Source organism: Methylocystis sp. L43, assembly GCF_015709525.1.
In the GTDB taxonomy this organism is placed as follows: domain Bacteria; phylum Pseudomonadota; class Alphaproteobacteria; order Rhizobiales; family Beijerinckiaceae; genus Methylocystis.
The window spans coordinates 144933-170547 of record NZ_JADNRA010000032.1; the positions used below are offsets into that span (position 1 = coordinate 144933).

Sequence of the window (25615 nt, forward strand, 5' to 3'; positions counted from 1 at the left end):
CCGGTCGGGAGGGGCGTCGTTGCCGCACAGAACGCAGAAAGCCAATGGGCGCGCGAGGCTCGTGGATAACGCGCGCTTCATCCGTCAATGGATTGAAAATCCGCGCCTCATCGGCGCCGTTTCGCCGTCCGGACGGGCGCTGGCCAAGACAATGGCCGGCTTCGTCGAACTGGATCGAGAGGGCCATATCGTCGAACTCGGTCCCGGCACCGGGCCGGTGACTCAGGCGCTGCTCGCCCGCGGAATCGCGCCCGAGCGCCTCGTCCTCGTCGAATATGAGAGCCGCTTCTGCCATCTGCTCTCCGAACGCTTCCCTGGCGTCAACATCGTGCAGGGTGACGCCTATGGCCTCAAGGCGACTCTCGACGGCAAGGTTCCGGGGAAAATCGCCACCGTCGTCTCCAGCCTGCCGCTCCTGGTGCGGCCGGAGCGCGATCGGGTCGAGCTGTTGAATCAGGCCTTCGAACTGATGGGCGACGAGGGGCTCTTCATCCAATTCACTTACGGCCTGACCAAATCGCCGATGCCCATGCACGCCAATGGCGTCAATGGCGCCTATGTCGGCAAGGGATCGCCGCCGGTCGTGCTCAACATTCCGCCCGCGCGCGTCTGGCGCTATCGCAAGGCGGGTTACGCCGGCTTCGCCGGAAAGCGTAAGGCGTGAAGCCGCAGGACCGGCTGATCGTCGCGCTGGACGTCGAAAGCGTCGAAGAGGCGCGGGCGATGGTCGCGGCGCTGGGCGAGACGGTCTCCTTCTTCAAGGTCGGCATGGAGCTCGCCTACGGGCCGGGCGGCTTCGACTTCGCGCGCGAATTGAAGGCGGCGGGGAAGCGGGTATTTCTCGATCTGAAGCTTCATGACATCGGCGTCACCGTGGAGCGCGCGACGCGGCAGATCGCCCGGCTCGGCGTCGACTTTCTCACGGTCCACGCCTTTCCTCAGACGATGGCGGCGGCCCGCGAGGGCGCGTCCGACGGCGCTCTCAAACTCCTCGCCGTGACGGTCATGACCTCCTATGACGACGCTGATCTGAACGAAGCGGGCTACGCCTGCGGCGTCGCCGAACTCGTCGCGCGCCGCGCCAGACAAGCCAGGGAGAAGGGCGTCGACGGCCTCATCCTGTCGCCGATGGAGCTTGGCGCCATAAGGCCGCTTGTTGGCCCAAGCATGCTGCTGGTGACGCCGGGAGTGCGGCCGGCGGGCGCAGATGCCGGCGATCAGAAGCGAGTCATGACGCCGCGGCAGGCGGTCGCAGCCTCCGCCGACTATATCGTCGTCGGCCGGCCGATCACGCGGGCGACAGATTCGGCGGCGGCCGCCGAGGCCATCGTCAGCGAGATGACCCTGGCCTGATCGAGGTCCGTCGCATGCCCTAGAGAGCAACGTCGACCTGCCCGAAAATCTCCAGCACATCCTTCCGGAGCACGCGCAGGACATCTATCACGAAGCCTTCAACCACGCCTTCGACGCCCATCGCGGCGAGCCGCGGCAGGAGGAGGCGGCGCACCGCATCGCCTGGGCCGCGGTCAAGCGATCTTACGTCAAGACCGAGGCGGGCTGGGCAAGGCGATAGGATAGGGGGAAGCGCGCTGGCCTGCCTTGAGCGTGAGTGATAAAAAGCGGGTCTTCGTCGAATCCTTACCCCGATTCGCCCATGCTCGCGCTTGTCATCTCCGCCCTCGGGCTGTTCGTTTGGCTCTATCTGATCGCGCTTCGCGGCGGGTTCTGGCGGCTGACCGAACATGACCGGAACCTGAGCGGTCACGCCGCGGTTCCGGCGACCCATGTCGTGGCGATCGTTCCGGCTCGAAACGAAGCCGACGTCATCGAAAAAAGCCTGGCGTCGCTGTTCGCGCAACAGTTCCATGGCCGTTTCGAGGTCATTCTGGTTGATGACGAGAGCGACGACGGCACCGCCGAGGCGGCGCGCCGCTGCGCGGCCGCCAATGGGGCTTCGAGCCGCCTGACGGTTCTCTCCTCGCGCGGACCAGATGCGGGCTGGACGGGAAAGTTGGCCGCGATGCAGCGCGGGTTCGATCACGTGCGGAGCTTGCCGATCGACCCAGACTTCGTGCTGTTTTGCGACGCGGACATCGAATTTGCGTCGCATGTGCTCGCCCGCCTCGCTGCGGGCGCGACGGCGCGCGGCGCGGTTCTGACCTCGCTCATGGTCAAGCTTCGTTGCGAAAGCCTCGCGGAGCGCTGGTTCGTCCCCGCCTTTATTTTCTATTTCCAGAAGCTTTACCCGTTCCGCCATATCAATGATCCGGATCACCCCGCGGCAGGCGCCGCGGGAGGGGTTATGCTGGTTCGTCCGGAGGCGCTTGCGACCGCAGGCGGCCTGCGGGCCATTCGCGGCGCGCTGATCGACGATTGCGCGCTCGGCGCGCTGATGAAGGCGCAAGGTCCGATCTGGCTGGGTCTGACCGAAGACGTCCACAGCCTGCGCGCCTATCCGCGCCTTGCCGATATCTCCCGAATGGTCGTGCGCTCCGCCTACGCGCAGCTCAGCTATTCCCCCTGGCGCCTCGCGGGCGCGCTCATCGGCATGGCGGCCGCCTACCTAGCGCCGCCCTATCTGGCGCTGTTCGGCGAATCGCCGGCGCGTGAGACGGCGCTTGTCTCATGGCTCCTGATGGCGCAGGCCTATATGCCGACGCTGCGCTTTTACGGCCTGTCGCGGTGGCGCGCCTTTGCTTTGCCAGGCGTCGCGGCATGCTATACGTGGTTTACGGTTGAATCGGCTTGGCGGCACCTAAGCGGCCGCGGCGGCGAATGGAAAGGCCGCTATCAGGCGCAGCGCGCGCAAAAGTCGGCGCAGCGCTTCGAAACGCCCGGCGAGATCGAGGCGAACCGCCAAATCGAGGTATAGGGCGCGCCAGCGCCGTGGAGCGGCAAGACGGCGTCATATGGATATTGCGCAGACGAGTTCGGGAAAGACCCATCGCGACGAGAATTTCCCTGTCGCTTCCTTTCTGATTGCGCCGCGGCATCGCGCGCCGATCCTCGCCTTCTATGACTTCGTTCGCGCCGCCGACGACATCGCCGACCACCCGACGCTTTCCGCGCAAGAGAAGCTGGATCTGCTGGACGCGCTTGACGCCGCCCTGATCGGAGAGGCGGAAGAGGATGCGCCAGTGGCGCGCCGCCTGCGCGAGACCTGCCGCGAGCGGCGTCTCGACTTGCAGCATGCGCGCGATCTGATCCTCGCCTTCAAGCGCGACGTGACGCAATCGCGTTATCGCGACTGGGACGATCTCATCGATTACTGCCGTTATTCCGCCATGCCGGTCGGACGCTTCGTCTGCGATCTCCATGGCGAGAATCCCGGCCGGGTCTGGCCGGCCAATGACGCGCTGTGCGCGGCGCTGCAGATCATCAATCATCTGCAGGATTGCGGCAAGGATTACCGCAACCTCGACCGGGTCTATCTGCCGCAGGATGCGCTCGCGGCGCATGGCGCGTCTGTCGAGATGCTCGTGCAGGAAAGCGCGCCGCCGCCGCTCCTGGCGACGATCCGCGACCTCAACGAGAAAACCGGGCGTCTGCTCGCGCAGTCGCGTCCCTTCGCCGATCTGATCGACGATACGCGCCTCGCCATGGAGATCGGCGCCATCCAGACATTGGCCGAACAGCTCGTTGCGCGCCTTGCGGTCGCCGACCCGCTTCGCGACAAGGTTCACGACGGCAAGTTCAGCTTTGCGCTGAAGGGGGCGGCGGGCGCGCTGGGCGCGCTTCTTCGCCGCGTTTCGCGTCCGCGTCGCGCAGAGTCCGCGGCCGTCCCGAGCACGCGCCCAGGGGCGCGCCAATGACCATGGACACGCTTGCCGATTCCACGACGCTGCGTACGCGCGCCATCGCGACCAGAAGCTCCTTCTATCTCGCGATGCGCATCCTCGAGCCGCCGCGCCGCGATGCGATGTTCGCCATTTACGCCTTCTGTCGCGCCGTTGACGACATCGCCGACGACGAGGGCGACCGCGCCGTGCGCCGCGCCGCGCTCGACCAGTGGCGCGCCGACCTCGATGAGCTTTACGCCGGCCGCATCCGCGCGCGCGTCAGCTTTCTCTCCGAATCCGTCCGCCGTTTCCGACTCGAGCGCGCCGATTTCGAGTCGGTGATCGAGGGCATGGCCATGGACGTTGAGGAGGATATTTGCGCGCCCGACTGGGAAAAGCTTGAGCTCTACTGCGACCGCGTCGCGAGCGCCGTGGGACGGCTGTCCGTGCGCGCTTTCGGTCTCGCGGAGGAGGAGCCGGGCGCCGAATGCGATTTGCCGACGGGGCCGAAACTGCTCGCCTACCACCTCGGGCGCGCGTTGCAGCTCACCAACATCTTGCGCGATCTCGACGAGGACGCCGCGCGGGGACGGCTCTATTTGCCCCGTCAGGCGCTTGAAGCCGCGGGGGTCATGAGCTTCGCGCCGCACGCCGTGCTGTCGCATCCTTCGCTCGAAGAGGTGTGCGTCCCGGTCCTCAACCGCGCCCGCGAACATTATGACCAGGCGGATCTGGTGATGGCGGGCTTGCCGAAGCGCGCGGTGAAAGCGCCCTATCTCATGGCCGCCGGCTATCGTTCGATTCTCGACAGTCTCGCCGCTCGCGGCTTTTCGGCGCCGCGCGCGCCGGTGCGGGCGTCGCGTCTCAAGCTCGTCAGCGCCTTCCTGCGACACGCCTTCACGTGAGCGAAACGGTTCACGTCGTCGGCGCGGGCCTCGCGGGGCTCGCCTGCGCGCTGCGTCTTGCCGACGCCGGACGTCGCGTCGCGCTTTACGAAGCCGCGCGCATGGCGGGCGGACGCTGCCGCTCCTATTTCGACGCGTCGCTTGGCCTGACGATCGACAACGGCAATCATCTGCTGCTCTCCGGCAACACGGCGGCGCGGGATTACGCCAAACGCATCGGTGCGAGCGACGCGCTCGTTGGTCCCAGCGAATGCGCCTTCGATTTTCTCGACGCGCGCACGGCTGAGCGCTGGACGCTGCGCCCGAACGCCTCGCGCATTCCCTGGTGGGTGTTTGTCGCCGACCGCCGCGTTCCCGGCACGGGGCCGCTCGACTATCTTGGCGCCGGAAAGCTTCTCTTCGCGAAGGATGGCGCGACCATCGGCGAAACCATGCGCTGCCACGGCCCGCTGTGGGAGAAGCTTTGGCGCCCGGTTCTGCTTTCCGCTTTGAACACCGAGCCTGAAGAGGCGTCCGCCACGCTCGCGGGCGCCGTGCTGCGCGAGACGCTCGCGGCGGGCGGCGACGCCTGCCGACCGATGGTCGCCAAAGGCGGCCTCGGCGACGCCTTCATCGAGCCGGCGCTGCGCACGCTTCGCGCCAAAGGCGTCGAGCCCCGTTTTGGGGCGCGCCTGCGCGACATCGCTTTCGAGGAGTCTCGCGTCGCTGCGATGCGCTTTGGCGACGCGGAAGTGACGCTGGAAAAAGGCGACGTGGTGGTCCTCGCGACGCCGCCGTGGATTGCGCAGGAGCTTCTCCCCGGTCTCGTCGCGCCCGATGATTTTCGCGCGATCCTGAATGCGCATTTCAAGATCGCGCCGCCGCCGGGCCAGCCGCTGCTTCTTGGCATGATCGGCACGCTCACCGAATGGCTCTTCGCCTTCGACGATCGCCTCTCGGTGACGATCAGTGGCGCCGATCGCCTGATCGACGATTCGCGCGACGCGCTGGCGGAAAAAATCTGGGCGGAGGTCTCCGCCGCGACGGGCCTGCCGGCGGCGCCGCCGCCCTGGCAGATCGTGAAGGAGAAGCGCGCCACCTTCGCCGCGACGCCGGCGCAGGAGAAGCGACGGCCCGATGCGAAGACGCGCTGGGACAATCTGTGGCTTGCCGGCGACTGGACGAATACGGGCCTGCCGGCGACGATCGAGGGCTCGATACGATCAGGGGATAGAGCGGCGGAACTGGCGACGACGGCCAGTTGAACGTGAACCTTCGTGCATGGTGAGCAAGCGCGCTTGCGCCACCTCTCCTATTTCGTTCCGGCAGCTTCTAGCTTTGTTTCTTTGGCGATCTATCTGGCGCGTTGGCGCGCGCGTCTGCTCGTGCGCAGATCGTGGACCGGAGAGTCGTATGTCCAAGGCCAAGACCGAGAACAAATCCAAGGGCGTCGTCATTTGTGCGATCGTCGCCGCCACTTGCGGGCTCGCCAGTATGATGGCGCCGTCGCCAGCCGTGGCGCGGCAGGTCGCGCTGATGCATGAAGCTGGTTGGCACGGCGCGGCTCCGGGGCATCACCGCGGCGGATGCTTTGTAACCACCACGCCCACGCACCACACGCGCGGCATCCGACATTGGCGCTACCCTTGCCCGTACTACCACCGCAGGCATCTCAATCCATATCATCCACCGCATCATCGGCTCTATCCGCACCATTGATGGCCCCATGCGCGAAAACAAAGAGTCCGCTAAACGGGACCGCTGGCGCCGTCATCATTCAGCGTTCCCCGCCAGTCGGCTGCGACGGCGGCTGTAGAGAAAATAAATCGCGAGGCCGATCGCCATCCAGATCGCGAAGCGCTCCCAGGCGACTTTCGGCAGGCGCGACAACAGCCACAGCGAGAAGCCGATGCCGACGAGTGGCGTGAAGGGGACGAAAGGCGCGCGAAAGCTACGCTTCAAATCGGGCCGCGTGCGGCGCAACACGATGATCGCCGAACAGATGACGACGAAGGCGGAGAGCGTGCCGATGTTCACCAGCTCCGCCACTTCCTTGATCGGATAGAGCGCGGCGACGAGCGCGGTCAGAGCGCCGGCGATCAGCGTCGGCCGATAGGGCGTAGAAAAGCGCGGATGCAGCTTCGCGAACCAGGCGGGAAGCAGTCCGTCGCGGCTCATGGCGAACCAGATGCGGGCGCAGGCGAGCAGAAAAGCCAGCATGACGCTGGCGATTCCCGCCACCGCCGCGAGCGAGACGACGAAAGCGACCCAGGGCAGGCCGAGCGACGTGAAAGCGGTCGCGACCGGCGCCGGATTGTCGAGCGTGTCGTAGCGCACGACGCCGGTGAGCACGAGCGACATGGCGATATAGAGCGTCAGCGCCACGACGAGCGACAGAAGAACGGCGCGTGGCACGTCGCGCTGCGGCGCGCGGGCTTCTTCGGCGGCGGTCGTCAACGTGTCGTAGCCGAACACGGCGAAGAACACGACCGCGGCGCCCTGCGCCACGCCGGAAAAGCCGAAAGGCATGAAGGGCGTCCAGTTCTCGACGCGCACATAGGGAAGGCCGGCGACGATCACCAAGAGCGCCGCCGCGATTTTGACGACCACCATTGCGGTGTTGAAGCGTGCGCCGAGCTCCACGCGCAGCGTCAACAAGCCGGCGACGCCAAGCGCGCCGAGCGCGGCGAAGAGATCGATGACGCGGCCGGGGCCGGTTCCCGGCGCGCCGCTCGCCCATTCGGGAAGCGCGAGCCCGAATTGCGCGAGCAGCGCCTGCAAATAGGCCGACCAGCCGATCGCCACCACGGCGACGACCAGCGCATATTCTAGCAGAAGGTCCCAGCCAATGATCCAGGCGGCGAGTTCGCCCAGCACCGCATAGGCATATGTGTAGGCGCTGCCGGCGACGGGAATCATGCCGGCGAATTCGGCGTAGGACAGCGCCGCCGCGGCGCTCGCGACGCCGGCGATCAGGAAGGAGAGGGCGACGCCAGGTCCCGCCTGAGTCGCCGCCACGACGCCGGTCAGCACGAAAATGCCGACGCCAATGAGCCCGCCAAGGCCGATGCCGGTGAGTTGCCAGACCCCCAGCACGCGACGGAATCCGCCCGGTCGGTCGGCTTCGGCTTGCAGCGAATCGATGGATTTGGCGCGCAGCAGCGAGGAGGAAAGCTTCATCAAAAAGGCCCGTCAGCGGGCGTGTCCGCCATGACGTCCATAGGCGATCCCGGCGTCGCTGTCATGGCCGCCGGGTCGTCATGCAGACGCAAAAAAGAGCGGCCAGTGGCCGCTCTTTCGTTGTCAGGCGGCCTATTTATTGGCGGCCTATTTCTTGGCGGCCTCGAGATGCGTCAGCGCCTCTTCGGCGTGTTTCGTCGCGACGTCGGCATGCTTCTGCTTGCCGTGGTCGATGGCCATTTCAAGATGCGAAACGCCCTGTTTGGTATGCTCGTTCGGCTTCTTGGCCTCGGACGCCTTGGCGTGCTTCAAGCCTTCTTCCGCATGCATCGTCAGCGCCTCGGCCTTTCCCTGCTTGCCTTCGCTGATCGCCTGTTTGGTGTGGGTGATGGCTTCACCCAGATGATCTTCCGCATAGGCCAACCGAGGGGCGAAAAAGGCCGCGAGGGATAGAGCCAAAGCGGTTGCAAAAATTCTGCGATTCATGGGGGATCTCCTCAATGCTTCGCCGCATGACGTAATATGGTCTCTTTCGCTCTAGGATCGAGGTCTTGCAGGCGTCCTAGATGTCGCGGCAGTGATCACTGCCGGTCGGCGGCAAAAAGCTCGCAACTCTCGCCGAATTCCGCCAGGCCGCCCTCAAGAAACGAGGCGAGCAGCGGAACGCCGAGCAGATAGGCCGATGTCGCGCCTTCGTGCCGGGCTCGCGCTTGCGCGACAGCCTCGTTCCATTCGCTCGCGGCGAAATCGCCGCGCCCCACCCACATCAGCGCGACGAGCTCGATCTGCTCGTCGATGTCCATGGCCTCGATAAAGGAGGCCACCTCATCGCGCGTGGTGGAGAACGCGTCCTCCGTCAACACGCTGACGAAACCGTCGTCCGTGGCGTTTGAGGCGTCCGCCTCGACGCCTTCATCTTCGCTTTCAAGCTCGCGCGCCTTGACGACGACGAAACAGACTTTGTCCGTATTGATGGTCGGCATTTCTTCATCTCCGCCGTTTTAGAAAACGCGCTTGACCTTCGCCCTTGTTTTGAAAGGTCGCCCTTTGCATATATTCCCCACAGGCGAGATGTTTACCCGAGTCGACGCCGTATTTTGGAGCCGGAAATGCGTGTCGGCGCGCCGAAAGAAACCAAGGACAATGAATATCGCGTCGGCCTGACGCCGTCTTCGGTCGCCGAGCTTGCCCATGCGGGACATGAAGTCTTCATCGAGCGCGGGGCAGGCGAGGGCGCGGATCTATCGGACGCAGATTACGCCGCCGCGGGCGCGAAGCTCGTCGATGGTCCTGAAGCGCTCTTCGCCGCAGCGCAATTGATCGTAAAGGTGAAGGAGCCGCAGCGGCGCGAGATTGCTTACTTGCGGCCGGACCATGTGCTCTTCACCTATTTCCATCTCGCCGCGGACGCTGAACTCACGCGCGAACTCATGGCGAGCGGCGCCCATTGCATCGCCTATGAGACGGTCACGGCGCCCGGCGGCGGATTGCCGCTGCTCGCGCCGATGTCGGAAATCGCCGGCCGGCTCGCCCCCCAAATCGGGGCGCATTTTCTGGAAAAGCAGGCGGGCGGCCGCGGCGTTCTGCTCGCGGGCGCGCCCGGCGTGCCGCCAGCTGACGTTCTCGTTCTCGGCGCCGGCAGCGTCGGCGCGCAGGCGACGGCGATTGCGCTCGGCATGGGCGCGAGCGTGCTTGTCGCCGACCGCAACCCCGACGCGCTGCGGCGTCTCGAAACGCGTTTCGGTTTCGCGGCGCGCACCATTTATTCGACCCGCGCCGCCATCGCCGAATCGGTGAAGCGCGCCGATCTCGTCATCTGCGCGGCGCTCGCGCCAGGCGCCAAGGCGCCGATCCTGATCACGCGGGACATGCTGTCGACGATGAAGCGCGGCGCCGTGATCGTCGATGTCGCGATCGATCAGGGCGGCAGCTGCGAGACGTCACGGCCGACGAGCCATTCTGACCCGACCTATGTCGTTGACGGGGTCGTGCATTATTGCGTCACCAACATGCCCGGAGTCACGCCGCGCACGGCGACGTTCGCGCTCAACAACGCCACATTGCCCTTCGTGCTGGCGCTCGCCAACAAGGGCTGGCGTCGCGCCATCGAGGACGACCCGCATCTTCGCGCGGGGCTGGAAATTTCCGCCGGGCGCATCCTTTCGCCGCCGGTGGCCGCCGCGCATGGTCTGCCGCTCTCGCCGCAGCTCGTGGCGCTGGACAGCGCCGGCGCCGCATAGCATCCTGCTGAATGATGTGAGCCATTCCGGTCCGTGCGACCTTTTCGCACAATCGACCCTGGAGAGCGCTCGCTCAGGGGGGCAATTCGGCATTGCTTTGTAATAATTGGAGCTTATGTCGCCGGGCGCGTCGTCTCGCGCCAGGGCGGCAGAGCTTTTCTCATCAGCCCGCAATTGTTAGACCAGAGCGACGCGGCGGTTGCGGCGCGGCGCCCCGCATCATTCGAAAAACAGACAGGTTTAGGGCATGAGCGCGAACCAGGACCAGGATCCCGCCGCCGACCGGAAGCCAGGGGCCACGGCGAAAAAGGTCTCCGCGCTCGGTAAGTCCGAACCGCCGGTGAAGCCGCCCCGCGAGGCCGAGAAAAAGGCGGATAAGAAGGCCAAGAAAAAGGCCGAGAAAAAGACCTCGGCGAAAAAGCCTTCCGCGTCCAGCGCTTCGAGGCGAAAGGCCGCGCCCGCGGCGCGTAACGGCGCAGAGGCGCCCGCGCCGCGGCCCAATCCCAATATCGAGAAATTCGTCCAGCTCGACATCGAAGCGATCGCCGACAATATGGCGCAGCTCGTGGACCAGGGCCGTAAGGCGTTGGCAGCGGCGATTGGCGGCGTCAATCCCGATGAGGCGCGCAGCGAACTCGCCGCCAACGTCGCCGACGCCACCAAGACTCTCGGCGCCGTCGCCGAATATTGGCTGTCGAAGCCAGATCGCGCCGCCGTCGCCCAGGCCGATCTTTACAAGGGGTTGAGCGAAATCTGGCGGCAGACGCTTCGCCGTTATGGCGGGGAGGATGTGGCCCCGATCGTTCCCTCCGACCGCTCCGATAAGCGCTTCTCCGGGCCCGAATGGAACGAGAACCCCTTCTTCGACTGGCTGCGGCAATCCTATCTGCTCGCGTCGCGCTGGGCAGGCGACATGGTCGAGAGCGCCGAGGGTCTCGACCCGCAGACAAAGGCCAGGGCGGTCTTTTATACGCGGCTGATCTCCAGCGCGATCTCGCCATCCAATTTCGTGCCGACCAATCCCGAGCTGTTGCGCGCCACGATGGACGCCAAGGGCGAGAATCTGGTCCGCGGCTTGAAGATGCTCGCGGAAGACATTTCCGCGGGCGGCGGCGTGTTGAAGATCCGCCAGAGCGCGGACCAGAAATTCGAACTGGGCGTCGATATGGCGAATACGCCCGGCAAGGTGATCTGGCGCAATGACGTGATGGAGCTCATTCAATATGAGCCCGCGACGGCGGAGGTCTATGCGCGGCCGCTGCTCATTACGCCGCCCTGGATCAACAAATTCTATGTGCTCGATCTCAACCCCGAGAAAAGTTTCGTGCGCTGGGCCGTTGAGCAGGGCTTCACGGTCTTCATCATCTCCTGGGTCAATCCCGACGAGACCAAGGCCACGAAGGGCTTCGAGGCCTATATGCACGAGGGCGTGCTGACCGCGCTCGACGTGATCGAGAAGGCGACGGGCGAACGCAAGGTCACGGCGGCGGGCTATTGCGTTGGCGGCACGCTGCTCGCGCTGACGCTCGCCTATATGGCGGCGACCGGCGATGATCGCATCGACAGCGTCACCCTGTTTGCGACGCAGGTCGATTTTTCGGATGCTGGCGATCTACAGATCTTCGTCGACGAGGCGCGGCTCGCGGCGCTCGACGAAAGCATGGCGCGCACCGGCTATCTCGAAGGCTACAAGATGGCTAACGCCTTCAATATGCTGCGGCCGAACGAACTCATCTGGAATTATGTCGTCAACAATTACATGAAGGGGGTCGAGCCCGCCGCTTTCGATCTCTTGTATTGGAATTCCGATTCGACGCGCATTCCGCGGGCCAATCACTCCTTCTACCTGCGCAGCTGCTATCTCGAAAATCGTCTCGCCCGCGGCGAGATGGTTATCGATGACGTTCGGCTCAATCTGCGTCAGGTGAAGGCGCCGGTCTTTGAGATTGCGACCAAGGAGGATCATATCGCGCCGGCGCAATCCGTGTTTCGCGGCGCGAGGTTTTTCGGCGGCGACGTGACCTTCGTGCTCGGCGGATCCGGCCATATCGCGGGGATCATCAACCCGCCCTCCAAAGACAAATATCAATATTGGACCGGCGGCCCGCCGAAGGGCGTTTTCGAGGATTGGATCAAGAACGCGAAGGAAACGAAGGGCTCCTGGTGGCCGCACTGGCTGGCCTGGGTGACGGCGCAGGCGCCCAAAAAAGTCCCCGCGCGCCAGCCTGGCGGCGGCAAGCTCAAGATCATCTGCGACGCGCCTGGCGAATATGTGCGGGTGAGGGGATAGGCAGGCTGAATTCGGCTGGGTCGCGGCGCGAGACGTGGCGCCGCGGCTCAGATCTTTAGCGCGCGAAGCCGCGGACAACCCGATCCGGGCTTGGGCCTTATCCGGGAAGAACCCCGATTCGCTCCAAGAACCAGTAGACGCCCGCAATCGCAATCAGCGCCGAGGCCACGTAGACGAGCTTTTCGCTGCGCTTGCCGCCTGTCTGCTTGTCGATCAGGAACAGGATCGGCATCACCGCGAAAACAATGGCGATCTGGCCGAGTTCGACGCCGATGTTGAAAGCGGCGAGCGCGGGCACGACCCCGCCTTGCGGCACGCCCATCTCGGTCAGCGCCGAGGCGAAGCCGAAGCCATGGATGAAGCCGAAGAGGAAGGTGTTGCGCCAACGGTTGTCGACGTCGCGCGAGAAATAATTCTCCACCGCGACGAAAACGATCGAGGCGGCGATCAGCGCTTCGACCAATGTCGAGGGAAGCGTGAAGATATTGAGCGCCGCGAGCGACAGCGTGATCGAGTGCGAAATGGTGAAGGCGGTGACGATCTTCACGACCGGCCAGATGCGGGTCGCCCACAGAATGAGGGCGAAGAGGAAGCACAGATGATCGTAGCCGGTGACGATGTGTTCGACGCCGGCTTTGAGAAACTTCCACATCAGCTGTGCGGTGGTCTCCATCGGCTTTGACAGATCGAGCGGCGGATCGTCGGGGTAGAGCATGGTCTGGCCGGCGTTTTCGCTTCCCTCGAGCGTGACGAGATGCTTCCCCTTTGCGCCTTGCGCGGCGAGGAGCTTGGTCGCGTCATAGAAGAGCGTTCCGGTCGTTCCGCCGCAGTCGAAGCGCACGACGATCAGCGCGCTGTCCTGGTTGGTGGGGTCTTCGCCGGATTTTTCGACATTGGCGATGCAGGCGCGGCCTGTCGCATCGCGCATCGCGACGCGTTTTTGGACAAATTTGCCGATTTCCGCTTCGAGCGCGCCGGGGGCCGAGAGGTCGACGCTGGCGCGTTCGCTCATCGAGTCCTGAAACATGCGCTCAAGATCGGTGGCGAGAAAGCCGACCTCGACGGCATAGGTTCGATTGTCCTTGGGAAGGATTTTGCCTGTCGAAATATCGGGCGTATGCGCCATGGCCGGAGCCGCGAGACCGACGCAAAACAAGATTACGGCGGCGACTATCTTGAAAACCCCGGTCATACGCGCTCCCCCTGTCGTGGCCGCGCAACATGCCAAACGCGGCTGCGGCCGACAAGACAGCTGAAGCGGGAGCTTTTGATCGGCGCCGCCTTTCAAAATCAGGGAGGCTGCGACGTCTCCGAGAACTGCCAGCCGGACGCCGCACGGGTCCAAGTCGGCGGCCCAAGCGCGGGCGCCGGGCCGGGTCACTGTCGGCCTCACTCTTGGCGAATTACGCCCCGGTTGTCAGCGGGGGCGCCCGGCGCACGCCGGACGCTTCACATGACGCCGCCATTTCCCGCGGGCGTCGTATCGAAGGGCTTTCTTTCAGCTTGTTTCATGACGGATGCGGCGCGCGGCGTCGCCAAAGCGGTTTCGGTCTGGAGCGGGTTTTCACGCTTGGCGCCGGCCATGCCTTCCGGACGCTGCGCCGAATCGTCTGTGGGCTTGTCGGTCGACCATTCTTCACCAGCGGGCAGCAGCGCCGCGAACGCCGCGCTCGCGCCCACGCCAAGAATCGCCGTCAGGAAAGGCTTCTCTCGAACGAATGAGAGAACGCCTCCGCTCTCCGCAGCGCGGCGATCGCTCGCCCAGTTTGGGCGTGAGCTTCGCCGCCATCGGGCTCTTTCCCAGGCGACGGGCCGACGCCGGCTGCTCAAGGCGCGTCCGGCCTCGCGTTCGGAACGGAAAAACATGCTTTTGACCAAAAGTCCCGCCGCCGCAAGGGCCCCCAACGCAACCGGCGCCGGATGTTCGCGCAGAGTTTGCCCGGCGCCTCGCGCAAAGCCGACGATCGACGCCTGTCCCCGCTCTTTCAGCCTATGCAAAATATTGGAAGGAGACACGCTGCTGCGAAGCTCCTCAATCGATTCCGCAAGCTGCGCGCGGATCACATCCGCTTCAGTCTCAAGCTGCTCGGCGCGTTGCGTCATTGTTCATCCCCATCTGTTCTCTCGCCATGGCCACGTCGCGAGAGATCTCATCGAGAGTTTTCCGCGGCTTCAACTGGGACAGTTTCATGCGTCGGCGACCGATGACGGTCAGAACGATTCCGATGATGAGGGCGCCGCCGCCGACGAGGGCGAGCGCCCAATAGGTCCGTAGACCCGCGGCCATCAAAGCGTCGGCTCCCGCCTCAAGCAGCAGCACGAGCCCCGGAATAAGCAGCGCGGCGCCCGCGATAAGCATTTTGACGCCGCCGGAGAGGGCGTCGAGATTCTCGCTCATTTCGACGCGAGCGAGCTCCGCTTCCTTGCGCAACAGCGTCGAAGCTTGGCGCACAACGTCGGCGGCGGCCTCGGTGATCGTGCGAGAGTTTTGCATTTTCCGGTTCTCCCACCGAGCGATTTGGCGACGAAGCGCCAGGAAGTCGGCGTCACGGCCGCCATGGCGCACCCCTTCCCATTTTCTCCTCGGTCGAACCTCCCAATCCAAGGGTTGTTCCAACCCGACTCGTCATCATTCGGCCCTTGGAACGGATTGCGGTCGAACGTCGCCGAGCTTGTGCGCGCCGACTCTGCGGCGCGCATGACGATTTCTGAGCCTGTAGGATTGGTGGGGGAAGTAGGACTCGAACCTACGAAGGCTTAGCCAGCGGATTTACAGTCCGCCCCCTTTGCCGCTCGGGACATTCCCCCATCGTCTCGCAAAGAGACGGCGGCCGCGTTGAGCGCGGCCGATGCAGCGGCATATGCGGCCCTTGCCGCTCGGTGTCAACCTTTAAACTCCCCGGCAGCCCCGGGTGACGCTGCGCCCGCTGAGCGCCGAGATCGTGCCGCTACTGGGACGCAAGAACTCGAGCAGAGGCATTCCGCCGCGGGCGCAGCGCTCAAGCTGGCGAATCGGCGGCCGCCGCGCCGGCGGCCAGATGGGCCAGTTCGACGTCGGAGAAAAGCCGCGAACGCGTCAGGAATCGCAGCCCCGTGCCATTGTCGAGCGAGAACATGCCGCCTTGGCCCGGCACCACGTCGATGACGAGCTGCGTGTGTTTCCAATAATCGAATTGCGCCGCGCCGATGTAGAACGGCGCGCCGCCGATCTCGCCGAGCAGAATGTCGCCGTCGCCGACGAGAAATTCCCCTTGCGGATAGCACATCGGCGCCGAGCCGTCGCAGCAGCCGCCCGACTGGTGGAAGAGGACCGGGCCATGTTCACCGCGCAGCCGCGCGATGAGATCCAGCGCCGCCTGCGTGGCGATGACTCTTGCCGGTTTGACTGTCGTCGCCATCGTCCCCTCTCTATCCTCCCCCACTCCTCTTCCGCGAAGCGGGGAGAGCTGGGCGGCTAAAAGAAGCCCAGCTTCTTTTCGCTGTAGCTCACCAGCATGTTCTTCGTCTGCTGATAGTGATCGAGCATCATCCTGTGATTCTCGCGGCCGATGCCCGACTGCTTGTAGCCGCCAAAAGCCGCATGCGCCGGATAGGCGTGGTAGCAGTTCACCCAGACGCGCCCCGCCTGAATGGCGCGGCCGAAGCGATAGCAGCGGTTGGCCTCGCGGCTCCACACGCCGGCGCCAAGGCCGTAGAGCGTATCGTTGGCGATGGCCAAGGCCTCGTCGTCGTCCTTGAAGGTCGTCACCGACACGACGGGACCGAAGATCTCCTCCTGGAACACGCGCATCCGATTATGGCCTTCGAGCACGGTCGGCTTCACGTAGAAGCCGCCGGCGAGTTCGCCCGCGAGCGCGTTGCGTTCGCCGCCGGCGAGCACCTTCGCGCCCTCCTGCTTGCCGATGTCGATATAGCTCAGGATCTTTTCGAGCTGCTCGGAAGAGGCCTGCGCGCCGATCATGGTTTCGGGGTCGAGCGGATTGCCCTGCTTGATCTCGCCGACGCGTTTTAAGGCGCGTTCCATGAAGCGGTCGTAGATCTTCTCATGCACAAGCGCGCGGCTCGGACAGGTGCAGACCTCGCCCTGATTGAGCGCGAACATGACGAAGCCCTCGATCGCCTTGTCGAGATAGTCGTCGTCCTCGCGGGCGACGTCCTCGAAGAAGATGTTGGGCGACTTGCCGCCAAGCTCCAGCGTCACCGGAATGAGGTTCTGACTGGCGTATTGCATGATGAGCCGGCCGGTCGTCGTCTCGCCGGTGAAGGCGATCTTGGCGATCCGGTTCGACGAGGCGAGCGGTTTGCCGGCCTCCAGCCCGAAGCCGTTGACGATGTTGAGCACGCCCTTGGGAAGAAGCTCGCCGATAAGCTCCGCCCAGACGAGAATGCTCGCGGGCGTCTGCTCGGCCGGCTTGATGACGACGCAATTGCCGGCGGCGAGCGCCGGCGCAAGCTTCCAAACGGCCATCAGAATCGGGAAGTTCCAGGGGATGATCTGGCCGACGACGCCGAGCGGCTCATGGAAATGATAGGCGATAGTGTCGTGGTCGATTTCCGAGATGCCGCCTTCCTGGGCGCGAATGGCGCCGGCGAAATAGCGGAAGTGATCGATCGCGAGCGGAATGTCGGCGGCGCTCGTCTCGCGGATCGGCTTGCCGTTGTCCCAGGTTTCGGCGGCGGCGAGGAGACCGAGATTGGCCTCCATCACGTCGGCGATGCGGTTGAGGATGATGGCGCGTTCCGTCGGGCTCGTCTTGCCCCAGGCGTCTTTGGCGGCATGCGCCGCGTCGAGCGCGGCCTCGACGTCGTCCTTGTCGGAACGGGCGATTTCACAAATCTTCTGACCGGTGATCGGCGAGACATTGTCGAAGACGCGGCCGGACTTGGCGTCCGCCCATGCGCCATTGATGAAATTGCCGTAGCGCGGCTTGAACGGCGGTTTGAGCGCGGCGAAAGTTTCGTGCTTGGTCATGGGGCGTTCCTCGCGTTGCCGCAGCGGCGGCTTTTTCTTTGAGAAGGTAGTTGGAGCGCGGCGTTACGCCAAGTGCCCAGCGCCCTGCGCCACGCCCGAGCCGGGTTGTCTCACTCGAGACACGCCTTCGCCAGCGCCTGGAACGCGCGGGCGCGGTGCGACAGCGCCTGTGAGCCGTCGCCGGGCAGGGCATGTTTTTCCGCCGACATCATCTCGCCGAAGGTCTTGTCGAGCCCGTCGGGCCGAAAGATCGGATCATAGCCGAAGCCCTTCTCGCCCTTGGGCGGAAAGACCAGAACGCCGTCGACGCGGCCCTCGAACTGCTCGATATGCCCGTCGGGCCAGACGACGGCGAGCGCGCAGGTGAAATGCGCGCGATGGGGCGGCTTGGCGCCGCGCGCCTCGAGTTCGCGTTCGACGCGGGCGCAGGCGGCCTTGAAGTCGCGGTCCTCCCCCGCCCAGCGCGCCGAATAGACGCCGGGGGCGCCGTCAAGCGCGTCGACGCAAAGACCGGAGTCGTCGGCAAAAGCGGGCAGGCCTGAGGCCATCGCGGCGGCGCGCGCCTTTAGCAGCGCATTGCCGACGAAGGTCTGTTCGGTCTCCTCAGGCTCTTCGAGGCCGAGTTCTCCCGCGGAAACCGCCTCGACGCCATGCGGCTCGAGCAATTGCCTGAGTTCCCAAAGTTTCCCGGGATTATGCGTGGCGATGACGAGCTTGCCGGCGATTTTGCGCGGATCCATCAGATTTTCTCCCGCCGCGCGGCTCCCGGTGCGCCGGCGGGGCGTCGCCATGGCGCTGACATCTCGATAACTTGCAGCGATTCGCCGTCAAATCGCCAGGATCGCCCTCAGGGGGTCTTGGTCGAAGGGTCGGAAGGCGCTACAAAGTTACATCCTGGCGCGGTTAACCCCGCCTTTACTATGCTTGGCAACGATTGAGGAGCCGCCGAGACGGTTCCGGACGCGCCAAGCCTGACGCGGCGACTTCGCCGCTCGATTATCCCGGAATGCAAGGGACGAAATGACCTCGACCATTCTCATTGCCGACGACGATCCCGTTCAGCGTCGTCTGCTGGAAGCTATGACGCGGCGATTTGGTTACGAGACCGAGACCGTTGAAAGCGGCGAACAGGCGATTGCGCGGCTGACGCAGCCTGGCGCCAAGGCCATAGCGCTGCTCATTCTGGACCTCGTCATGCCTGACCTCGACGGCATGGGCGTGCTCACCCGGATGCGCGACATGAAACTCGCGACGCCGGTGATCGTGCAGACGGCGCATGGGTCGATCGAGGCGGTCATCTCCGCGATGCGCGCCGGCGCCCATGACTTTGTGGTCAAGCCTGTCGGCGCCGAACGCCTGCAAATTTCCATCAAGAACGCGCTCTCCGCCGATGCGCTCGCCGACGAAGTGCGCCGCATCAGCCGCCGGGCGCAGGGCGCGCTGACCTTCAAGGACCTCGTCTCGCGCAGCGACGACATGGAGCGTGTGATCCGGCTCGGCCAGCGGGCGGCGCATTCCTCCATTCCGGTGCTTCTCGAAGGCGAGTCGGGCGTCGGCAAGGAGATCGTGGCGCGCGCCATCCAGGGCGCGTCGGATCGCAAGGGCAAGCCCTTCGTCACCGTCAACTGCGGCGCGTTGCCGGCCAATCTCGTCGAATCGATTCTCTTTGGCCATGAGAAGGGCGCCTTCACCGGCGCCACCGAGAAGCACAGCGGCAAATTCGTTGAGGCGAACGGCGGGACGCTGTTTCTCGACGAGATCGGCGAGCTGCCGCTCGACATTCAGGTGAAGTTGCTGCGCGCGCTGCAGGAAGGCGAAATCGATCCCGTCGGCGCCAAGCGCGCGATCCGAGTCGATATTCGACTGATCTCGGCGACCAATCAAAATCTCATCGATCTCGTCAAACGCGGGCTGTTTCGCGAGGACCTTTTCTATCGGCTCAACGTCTTCCCGATCAACATTCCGCCGCTGCGCGGTCGCCGCGAGGACGTCGCCGATCTCGCCAAGCGCTTTGCGGCGCGCTTCGCCGCCGAGGAAGGCCGCAATATCCGCCGCGTGACGCCGGAAGCGCTGTCGCTGCTGACGAGCTACGACTGGCCGGGCAACGTCCGCCAATTGGAGAACGCCGTCTTTCGCGCCGTCGTGCTCGCCGACGGCGACGAGCTGACGGTCGCCGAATTTCCGCAGATCGCCGCCCATGTCCAAGGCTATGAAGTGCGCGTGCCGCCCGCGCCCGCGCCGGGCGCGCCGGGGATCGCGCCGCGCGAACGCGAGATCGTCCGCGTCGAAATTCGCGACCCGAATGCGATGTCGCTGCTTGGATCGAACGGCGAAATGCGCACGCTCGAGGACATCGAGACCGCGACGATCCGCTTCGCCTTGACGCATTACCGCGGCCAGATGTCGGAAATTGCGCGACGACTTGGAATTGGCCGCTCGACGCTCTATCGGAAGATGAAGGAATACGGACTCGAGGAAGCATCAGAAAGCGAACCCGAGCCATCGGGAACGCTCGTCGCCTAGCCGGAGGCGCACGCTTACTTTCAGTGCGAGGGTTTCATGACGCTGTTCGACATCGAAGCGACGACGATCGAGGGCCAGCCGAAGAAGCTTGCCGATTACGCCGGCAAGGTCATGCTGGTCGTCAATGTCGCGAGCCGGTGCGGCTTCACGCCGCAATACGCCGGGCTCGAAGCGCTTTACCGCAAATTCGCAGATCGGGGATTTGTCGTCTTGGGCTTTCCCTGCAATCAGTTTGGCGCGCAGGAGCCGGGCTCCGACAAGGACATCGCGTCCTTCTGTTCGGCGAATTACGACGTCACCTTTCCACTGTTCGGCAAGATTGACGTCAATGGCGAGAACGCGCATCCGCTCTATCGCCTGCTCAAGCGCGAGGCGCCGGGAATTCTGGGTTCCGAAGCGATCAAATGGAACTTCACGAAATTTCTTCTCGACCGCGAGGGGCATGTCGTGAAGCGTTACGCGCCGACCGACACGCCCGAGCAGATCGCGAAGGACGTCGAGGCGCTGCTGTGACCGCCATCGACGCGCGCATGATTGAAGACGGCGATCCGCTTGTCTTCGACGTGACGGTGCGCGATCAGGGAAGCGAAACGCAGCATCGCGTCACGCTCTCGCGAAAAGATCTGCTGCGGCTCGGCGGCGGCGCCGATGCGCAAAGATTTATAGGCGCCGTCTTTCGCTTTCTGCTCGACCGCGAAGCAAAGGAGAGCATTCTCGCGCGCTTCGACATGAGCGTCGTCGCTGGCTATTTCCCGGAGTTCGAGCAAAAGCTGCCTCACTATCTCGCCCTGAAGCGTCATTGCGACCGCGAGTGAAGCGTCTGACGCTCCTCGCAAGGACGTCGAGCGTTTTTTTAAAACGCCGCGCGCAAGCGCAGCCCAAAGACATTGACCGGACCGCGCGCGCTGTTATGCGCGGGATTGACCAGCAGCTGATAATCGAAGGTCGCATCGATATTCTTGCCGAAGCCGATCTTGTAATAGGCCTCCATGTTCTTCTCGCCGGCGTAGGAGAGCGCGCCGTCGCCGATATAGACGCTGGTTCCGCCAAGTTCGAAGTAGCGCACGCGCGAACCGTGTAGTCCGCTGAAGGCGCCGGCGAGGCCGATCTCGTCGTCGTCGCATCCCCAAAGCGCACCGCCGGCGACGAAGCCGAATGCGACGGAGCGGTCGATATCCGTGTAATCGACCGTCTCATAGCGCCCGTCGGCCATGCTGGCGCGCAGGAAAAACCCAAGATGCGGCGCGATCTGCTGCTTGATGTTTATCCCGCCGCCGGTTTTCACGGCGCGCCCTCGCGCGGTGTCGACTCGCGGCGGGAAATCGCCGGCGAGATAGGCGTAACGGATGACGTTATCGATTTTGCTCAGATAGCCGTTGTCGCCATAGACGAGAAATTTGATCGCGCCGGGCTGATCGAAAAGATCATATCGCGCCTCGAATTCCGCGACGCCCATGAACTGGCGGAACAGTTGCGGCTCGATGTCGAAACTGTTTGGCGTTGTCGAGAGCTGAAACACGCCGCCGCGCGCCGTCCACCAGTCCTGCTTCCACTCTGCCGCGAGGCCATAGGTGTAACCCCAGGCGTCGGCCGCGTAGTCGAAGGCGCCCATCGTGTTGAACGCGAAGTTGAGAAAGCCGGTCGTGGGATCATGCGCGTAGACGTTGTCGTCGAAAACGTCGCCGACGGCGAATTTTCCCAGCGTGATGACGATGCGATTCTTGTCGACCTTGCCCGAGATCTGGTTTTGCGTCGATTCCAGCACTTCGCTCCGGGCGCCGATATCTGGGTCTCTCTGCCGCTCGCCGCCATTCAATCCGATGATCTGGCGCAGGAAGTAACGCTGGAAGCGCATATAGGGGGCCGCGCGGCCGACCTTTGCGACCGCGGCGTTGACGTAAGACGCCGCGCCGACCGAATTGGCGAGCCCATAGCCGGCGTCAATCTCGGGGTTGAGGTAGACGGCGCCGCCGTCCCACAGGCGCAGGCCAAGGAAAAGATTGGTGGTCGAGCCGACATGGGCCTTGCCGCCGGAAGGAAAGCTGTTGGGTCCGTCATAGAGCGCGCGAAACCGCGGATAGGCCTGGACGACATTCGTCGTCTGCGCATGCACGCTGTAGCGTTCAGGGGCGTCCGGATCGCCGGCGTTCCCGCCATTGCCCGAATTCGGGCCGTCATGCGCGTGCTGGCCGTAGTGCAACTCGCCAGAAATCTCACTCTTCGCGCCGAAATGATAGTTCAGACCGAATCGCAGCAGATGGTTCTCATTGCGCATGCGCGACGCATAGGCATAGCCGGCGCCATTGTCGAAGACCTGTGTGTTCAGCGACTGATTGAGGAAGAGATATTCGGCGCGCGCCGACCAATTGTCGGCGAAGGCGTATTCGAAGCCGGCGCCGATCGCATATTTCATCCGAGAGGATTGCGACCATGGCGCAGAGAAAATGGCGTCGGGACCACCGGGGCCGAGCGTCAGCGTCGCTGGGCCGCGCGCCCCGCCCGCCGCGACGCCGCCCGTCAGATAGAAGAGCGAGCGGTCCCATGCGTAGCCGACGCGCCCGCGAATGCTCGCGAAGAAATTCGCGCTCGAATTGGCGGAGAGCGCGTACGCCGGAAGGCCGGGAACATAGGTCGGCGAGGCGGGGAAAAGCCCATGCGGGCCGCGCCTGCCGTCAAGAAGGCTGAGATCGGTTTCGAAACCCCAGACGAAGGGGCCACGCTGCCAATTATATCCGACCTGCACGCCGACGGTGACGCCTGGGCGCGTCACGCCACTCGGATAAAGATCGAAGACGGGCGCGCCGAAGCCGCTCGTCGCCTGCAGCCGCTCGCCTGCGTGCAGAGGAACGGCGCCGCCGAGGCTCGCGCCCATATACATGCCGACCCAGCTGAAGACCGGCGGCCGGTCTTCGCAGCGCGCCGCGTTCCCATTCAACGCGCAAAATGCAAAACTAAGAGCGACGACAAAAGACGGGCGCGCGGCGGCGCTCGTCGGCGCTCCATGTCGAGGAACGGCGACGCTCGATTTCGGGCTGGATCGAGGCCTGCGCATGCGCTGTTAAGAACCTTGCCGGCGACGTCTCCGTTGGATAGCGATAAGGCTGCGCCAGAACCAAGCGCCGCGCGAATCATCCTTTGGCCAAATAGTAAAACTCTGTGACAGATTTTCGCGGCGACTATTGGCGCAGTCCTTGCTTTGAACTGTAAAAAACGGCTGCCAGCCGCGCAAAACAAAGCGGGCCGCCAAGAGGGAGTTCTTGCAATGGACTCACGCATAACGCAGTTCGATGAACTGGCTGGAGCGGACGGCCGCACCCGCGCCCCTTATCGCAAGCTTTCGCAATGGCTCGCGGAAACCCCGCCCGAACTCCTGGCCTCGCGACGCGAGCAGGCGGAGCTGCTTTTTCGTCGCATCGGCATCACCTTCGCGGTCTATGGCGCCCAGGAGGCGACCGAGCGCCTCATTCCCTTCGATATTCTGCCGCGCATACTCGCCCGCAGCGAATGGGCGACCCTCGAAAAAGGTCTGATCCAGCGCGTCACCGCGCTCAACGCGTTTCTTGCCGACATCTACGGCGCCGGCGAGATCTTGAGGGCTGGAATCGTTCCCGCCGATCTTGTCTATCGCAACCCGGCCTATTGCCCCGATATGGCGGGCCGCCGCGTGCCCTTCGATATTTACGTGCATATCGCTGGCGTCGACATCGTGCGCACCGACGATCAGGGCTTCTTCGTTCTCGAGGACAATGCTCGGACGCCGTCTGGGGTCTCCTATATGCTCGAGAACCGCGAAGTGATGATGCGGCTTTTTCCGGAGCTCTTCGCGCTGCATCGCGTCGCGCCGATCGAAAACTATCCCGACGAACTGCTCGGGACTTTGCGCTCGGTCGCCCCGCCGCGCGCCAACGGCGATCCGACGGTCGTCCTGATGACGCCCGGCCAGTACAATTCAGCCTTCTACGAACACTCGTTTCTCGCCGACAAGCTCGGCGTCGAGCTTGTCGAGGGCCGCGATCTCTTCGTTCGCGACGACGTCGTCTATATGCGCACGACCGAGGGCCCGCGCCGCGTCGACGTTATTTATCGGCGCATCGACGACGACTTCCTCGACCCGCTGTGCTTCCGGCCGGATTCGGCGCTCGGCGTCGCCGGGCTGATGGGCGCCTATCAAGCAGGCAATGTGACGCTGGCGAATGCAGTCGGCGCCGGCGCCGCCGACGACAAGGCGATGTACACCTACATGCCTGACATTATTAAGTTTTATCTAGGCGAGGCGCCGCTCTTGCAGAATGTTCCGACCTTCCGCTGCCGTGAACAGGAGGCGCTCGCTTACGTGCTCGACCATCTCGATGAACTCGTCGTCAAGGAAGTGAACGGCTCCGGCGGCTACGGCATGCTCGTGGGACCGCATGCGACGAGGGCGCAGATCGAGGAGTTTCGCGCAAAGCTTAAGGCGCATCCGCAGAATTTCATTGCTCAGCCGACGCTGGCGCTCTCGACATGCCCCATCGCCATGGCCTCGGGCGTCGCGCCGCGCCACGTCGATCTGCGGCCCTTCGTGCTGCAGGGCGCCAATGGCGCCCGCGTCGTCCCGGGCGGTTTGACCCGGGTCGCGATGACGGAGAAATCGCTCGTTGTGAATTCAAGCCAGGGCGGCGGCACCAAGGACACCTGGGTGATCGACGACGCGTGGAGCGCCGAAGAGGCGATGGGGCAAGCGTGAGAAGACGCTCGCAAACGCCGCGATGAACATCGATGATCTCCAAAGCGACTCATAAACGGACGTGCTGATGCTTTCCCGCACCGCCGACAATCTGTACTGGCTCGCCCGCTACATGGAGCGCGCCGACTTCCTGGCGCGCGCCATCCAGGCGTCGCGGCGCCTCGCCGCGCTGCCCAAGGCCTATGGCGGCGACGAAACCGAGTGGGAAAGCGTGCTGCTGTCGTCGGGCGCGGCGCTATCGTTCGATGCCTCCGGACGCCCCGTCGATGAAGCCAACGTCATCGAGTTTCTCACCTTCGCGCCGGAGAATCCGGGATCGATCCGCAATTGCCTGGAGCAGGCGCGCGCCAACGCCCGCGCCGTGCGCACGGCGTTGACCATCGAAATGTGGGAGTCGATCAACGACGCCTATCTGGAAATGCGCGCGCTGGAGTCGCGCGGCGTCGTCCCTTGCGCGCAGGAACTGGCGCGCTTTCTTGAGGTCATCAAGCAGACGTCGCTGACCTATGACGGCGGCGCCTATCGCACCATGCTGCGCAACGACGCCTATTGGTTCTCGCGCGTCGGGCTTTTCATCGAGCGCGCCGACAACACGGCGCGTCTGCTCGACGTCAAATATCATGTGCTGTTGCCCGAGAAGGAGATCGTCGGCGGTTCGCTCGACTATTTCCAATGGTCGGCCATTCTGCGCGCCGTGTCGGCGCATACCGCCTATCATTGGGTCTATCGCACGAGCATGAAGCCTTGGCTTGTCGCCGATCTGTTGATCCTGCGACCGGAGATGCCGCGTTCGCTGATTTCCTGCTATGAGTCGATCGTGCGCAATCTCGACAATCTTGCCCGCGCCCACGGGCGCCAGGGCTCATCGCAGCGTCACGCCCGCGGCGTCTACGGCAAGCTCGAAAAACTGAATATGGAGAGCGTCTTTCAGGGCGGGCTGCATGAATTCGTGCAGTCCTTCATCTCGGAAAACAACCGACTGGCCGCGCTCATCTCCGAGCAATATCTCTTCTGAGCGAAATCA

Annotated in this window: 25 protein-coding genes and 1 tRNA gene; 15 read left to right on the top strand and 11 right to left on the bottom strand. The window is 64.2% G+C overall.

Annotation, left to right across the window (positions count from 1 at the left end):
• Window positions 1-19: 19 nt before the first annotated feature.
• The 8 genes from IYX23_RS13100 (at window position 20) to IYX23_RS13135 (ending at window position 6382) form a co-directional block, all read left to right on the top strand.
• Complete coding sequence (locus IYX23_RS13100) at window positions 20-664, top strand: rRNA adenine N-6-methyltransferase family protein (protein WP_210330692.1); 645 nt, start codon at window positions 20-22, stop codon at window positions 662-664.
• Complete coding sequence (pyrF, locus tag IYX23_RS13105; protein ID WP_196393934.1) at window positions 661-1353, top strand: orotidine-5'-phosphate decarboxylase; 693 nt, start codon at window positions 661-663, stop codon at window positions 1351-1353. Before IYX23_RS13100 ends, pyrF begins: the two co-directional genes overlap by 4 nt.
• Before the next feature lie 37 nt (window positions 1354-1390).
• On the top strand, window positions 1391-1573 hold the full coding sequence (locus IYX23_RS13110) for a ChaB family protein (RefSeq protein WP_196394021.1): 183 nt from the start codon (window positions 1391-1393) through the stop codon (window positions 1571-1573).
• Window positions 1574-1654: 81 nt separating this feature from the next.
• Entirely contained in the window at window positions 1655-2872 is a 1218-nt protein-coding gene (locus IYX23_RS13115; protein ID WP_196393935.1) for a glycosyltransferase, read from the top strand.
• Between the two features lie 37 nt (window positions 2873-2909).
• Window positions 2910-3812, top strand: a complete 903-nt coding sequence (hpnC, locus tag IYX23_RS13120; protein ID WP_196393936.1) for a squalene synthase HpnC — start codon at window positions 2910-2912, stop codon at window positions 3810-3812.
• Window positions 3809-4684: a presqualene diphosphate synthase HpnD gene (gene hpnD, locus IYX23_RS13125; RefSeq protein ID WP_196393937.1), complete on the top strand. Its 876-nt coding sequence runs from the start codon at window positions 3809-3811 to the stop codon at window positions 4682-4684. Before hpnC ends, hpnD begins: the two co-directional genes overlap by 4 nt.
• Window positions 4681-5928: a hydroxysqualene dehydroxylase HpnE gene (gene hpnE / locus IYX23_RS13130; RefSeq protein WP_196393938.1), complete on the top strand. Its 1248-nt coding sequence runs from the start codon at window positions 4681-4683 to the stop codon at window positions 5926-5928. The genes hpnD and hpnE overlap by 4 nt, the downstream gene beginning before the upstream one ends.
• Before the next feature lie 148 nt (window positions 5929-6076).
• On the top strand, window positions 6077-6382 hold the full coding sequence (locus IYX23_RS13135) for a hypothetical protein (RefSeq protein ID WP_196393939.1): 306 nt from the start codon (window positions 6077-6079) through the stop codon (window positions 6380-6382).
• 54 nt (window positions 6383-6436) lie between these two features.
• Here IYX23_RS13135 and IYX23_RS13140 read toward each other — a convergent pair whose 3' ends face one another.
• The 3 genes from IYX23_RS13140 to IYX23_RS13150 all read right to left on the bottom strand — a co-directional run bounded on the left by IYX23_RS13140 (window position 6437) and on the right by IYX23_RS13150 (window position 8826).
• Window positions 6437-7843, bottom strand: coding sequence for an amino acid permease (locus tag IYX23_RS13140; RefSeq protein WP_196393940.1), 1407 nt, complete (start codon window positions 7841-7843; stop codon window positions 6437-6439).
• Between the two features lie 147 nt (window positions 7844-7990).
• Window positions 7991-8329: a small metal-binding protein SmbP gene (gene smbP, locus IYX23_RS13145; protein WP_196393941.1), complete on the bottom strand. Its 339-nt coding sequence runs from the start codon at window positions 8327-8329 to the stop codon at window positions 7991-7993.
• Between the two features lie 95 nt (window positions 8330-8424).
• Entirely contained in the window at window positions 8425-8826 is a 402-nt protein-coding gene (locus IYX23_RS13150) for a DUF3775 domain-containing protein (RefSeq protein WP_196393942.1), read from the bottom strand.
• Window positions 8827-8952: 126 nt separating this feature from the next.
• On the opposite strand from IYX23_RS13150, the gene ald reads away from it, so the two are divergent.
• Together ald and phaC are read left to right on the top strand one after the other, a co-directional pair.
• Window positions 8953-10083 carry an alanine dehydrogenase gene (gene ald / locus IYX23_RS13155; protein ID WP_196393943.1) on the top strand — a complete coding sequence of 377 codons (1131 nt, stop codon included), beginning with the start codon at window positions 8953-8955 and terminating at the stop codon, window positions 10081-10083.
• Window positions 10084-10330: 247 nt separating this feature from the next.
• Window positions 10331-12373: a class I poly(R)-hydroxyalkanoic acid synthase gene (gene phaC / locus IYX23_RS13160; protein WP_196393944.1), complete on the top strand. Its 2043-nt coding sequence runs from the start codon at window positions 10331-10333 to the stop codon at window positions 12371-12373.
• Between the two features lie 97 nt (window positions 12374-12470).
• Here the strand turns inward: phaC and IYX23_RS13165 are convergent, their stop codons facing one another.
• From IYX23_RS13165 to rdgB, 7 genes are all read right to left on the bottom strand, one after another.
• Window positions 12471-13565, bottom strand: a complete 1095-nt coding sequence (locus IYX23_RS13165; protein ID WP_196393945.1) for a HupE/UreJ family protein — start codon at window positions 13563-13565, stop codon at window positions 12471-12473.
• Between the two features lie 257 nt (window positions 13566-13822).
• Window positions 13823-14476, bottom strand: a complete 654-nt coding sequence (locus IYX23_RS13170; RefSeq protein WP_196393946.1) for a DUF3618 domain-containing protein — start codon at window positions 14474-14476, stop codon at window positions 13823-13825.
• Window positions 14451-14867, bottom strand: a complete 417-nt coding sequence (locus tag IYX23_RS13175) for a phage holin family protein (RefSeq protein WP_196393947.1) — start codon at window positions 14865-14867, stop codon at window positions 14451-14453. The genes IYX23_RS13170 and IYX23_RS13175 overlap by 26 nt, the downstream gene beginning before the upstream one ends.
• Before the next feature lie 229 nt (window positions 14868-15096).
• A tRNA-Tyr gene (locus tag IYX23_RS13180) sits at window positions 15097-15181 on the bottom strand.
• 191 nt (window positions 15182-15372) lie between these two features.
• Window positions 15373-15771, bottom strand: a complete 399-nt coding sequence (locus tag IYX23_RS13185) for a DUF779 domain-containing protein (protein ID WP_196393948.1) — start codon at window positions 15769-15771, stop codon at window positions 15373-15375.
• A gap of 56 nt (window positions 15772-15827) precedes the next feature.
• Entirely contained in the window at window positions 15828-17345 is a 1518-nt protein-coding gene (gene adh, locus IYX23_RS13190) for an aldehyde dehydrogenase (RefSeq protein WP_196393949.1), read from the bottom strand.
• A gap of 110 nt (window positions 17346-17455) precedes the next feature.
• Entirely contained in the window at window positions 17456-18085 is a 630-nt protein-coding gene (rdgB, locus tag IYX23_RS13195) for an RdgB/HAM1 family non-canonical purine NTP pyrophosphatase (RefSeq protein ID WP_196394022.1), read from the bottom strand.
• A gap of 280 nt (window positions 18086-18365) precedes the next feature.
• Between rdgB and IYX23_RS13200 the strand changes: the two genes are divergently transcribed.
• Genes IYX23_RS13200 through IYX23_RS13210 form a run of 3 tightly spaced genes read left to right on the top strand, consistent with a single transcriptional unit; the run spans window position 18366 to window position 20683 of the window.
• On the top strand, window positions 18366-19868 hold the full coding sequence (locus IYX23_RS13200; RefSeq protein ID WP_196393950.1) for a sigma-54 dependent transcriptional regulator: 1503 nt from the start codon (window positions 18366-18368) through the stop codon (window positions 19866-19868).
• A 36-nt stretch (window positions 19869-19904) separates the two neighbouring features.
• The gene (locus IYX23_RS13205; protein WP_196393951.1) at window positions 19905-20381 is read left to right on the top strand and encodes a glutathione peroxidase; all 477 of its coding nucleotides are present in this window, start codon (window positions 19905-19907) and stop codon (window positions 20379-20381) included.
• Window positions 20378-20683, top strand: coding sequence for a hypothetical protein (locus IYX23_RS13210; protein ID WP_196393952.1), 306 nt, complete (start codon window positions 20378-20380; stop codon window positions 20681-20683). Before IYX23_RS13205 ends, IYX23_RS13210 begins: the two co-directional genes overlap by 4 nt.
• 38 nt (window positions 20684-20721) lie before the next feature.
• Here the strand turns inward: IYX23_RS13210 and IYX23_RS13215 are convergent, their stop codons facing one another.
• On the bottom strand, window positions 20722-22803 hold the full coding sequence (locus IYX23_RS13215) for a carbohydrate porin (protein ID WP_246716757.1): 2082 nt from the start codon (window positions 22801-22803) through the stop codon (window positions 20722-20724).
• Between the two features lie 327 nt (window positions 22804-23130).
• Between IYX23_RS13215 and IYX23_RS13220 the strand changes: the two genes are divergently transcribed.
• On the top strand, window positions 23131-24591 hold the full coding sequence (locus tag IYX23_RS13220; protein ID WP_196393954.1) for a circularly permuted type 2 ATP-grasp protein: 1461 nt from the start codon (window positions 23131-23133) through the stop codon (window positions 24589-24591).
• A gap of 67 nt (window positions 24592-24658) precedes the next feature.
• Window positions 24659-25606 carry an alpha-E domain-containing protein gene (locus IYX23_RS13225; RefSeq protein ID WP_018407091.1) on the top strand — a complete coding sequence of 316 codons (948 nt, stop codon included), beginning with the start codon at window positions 24659-24661 and terminating at the stop codon, window positions 25604-25606.
• Window positions 25607-25615: the final 9 nt, after the last annotated feature.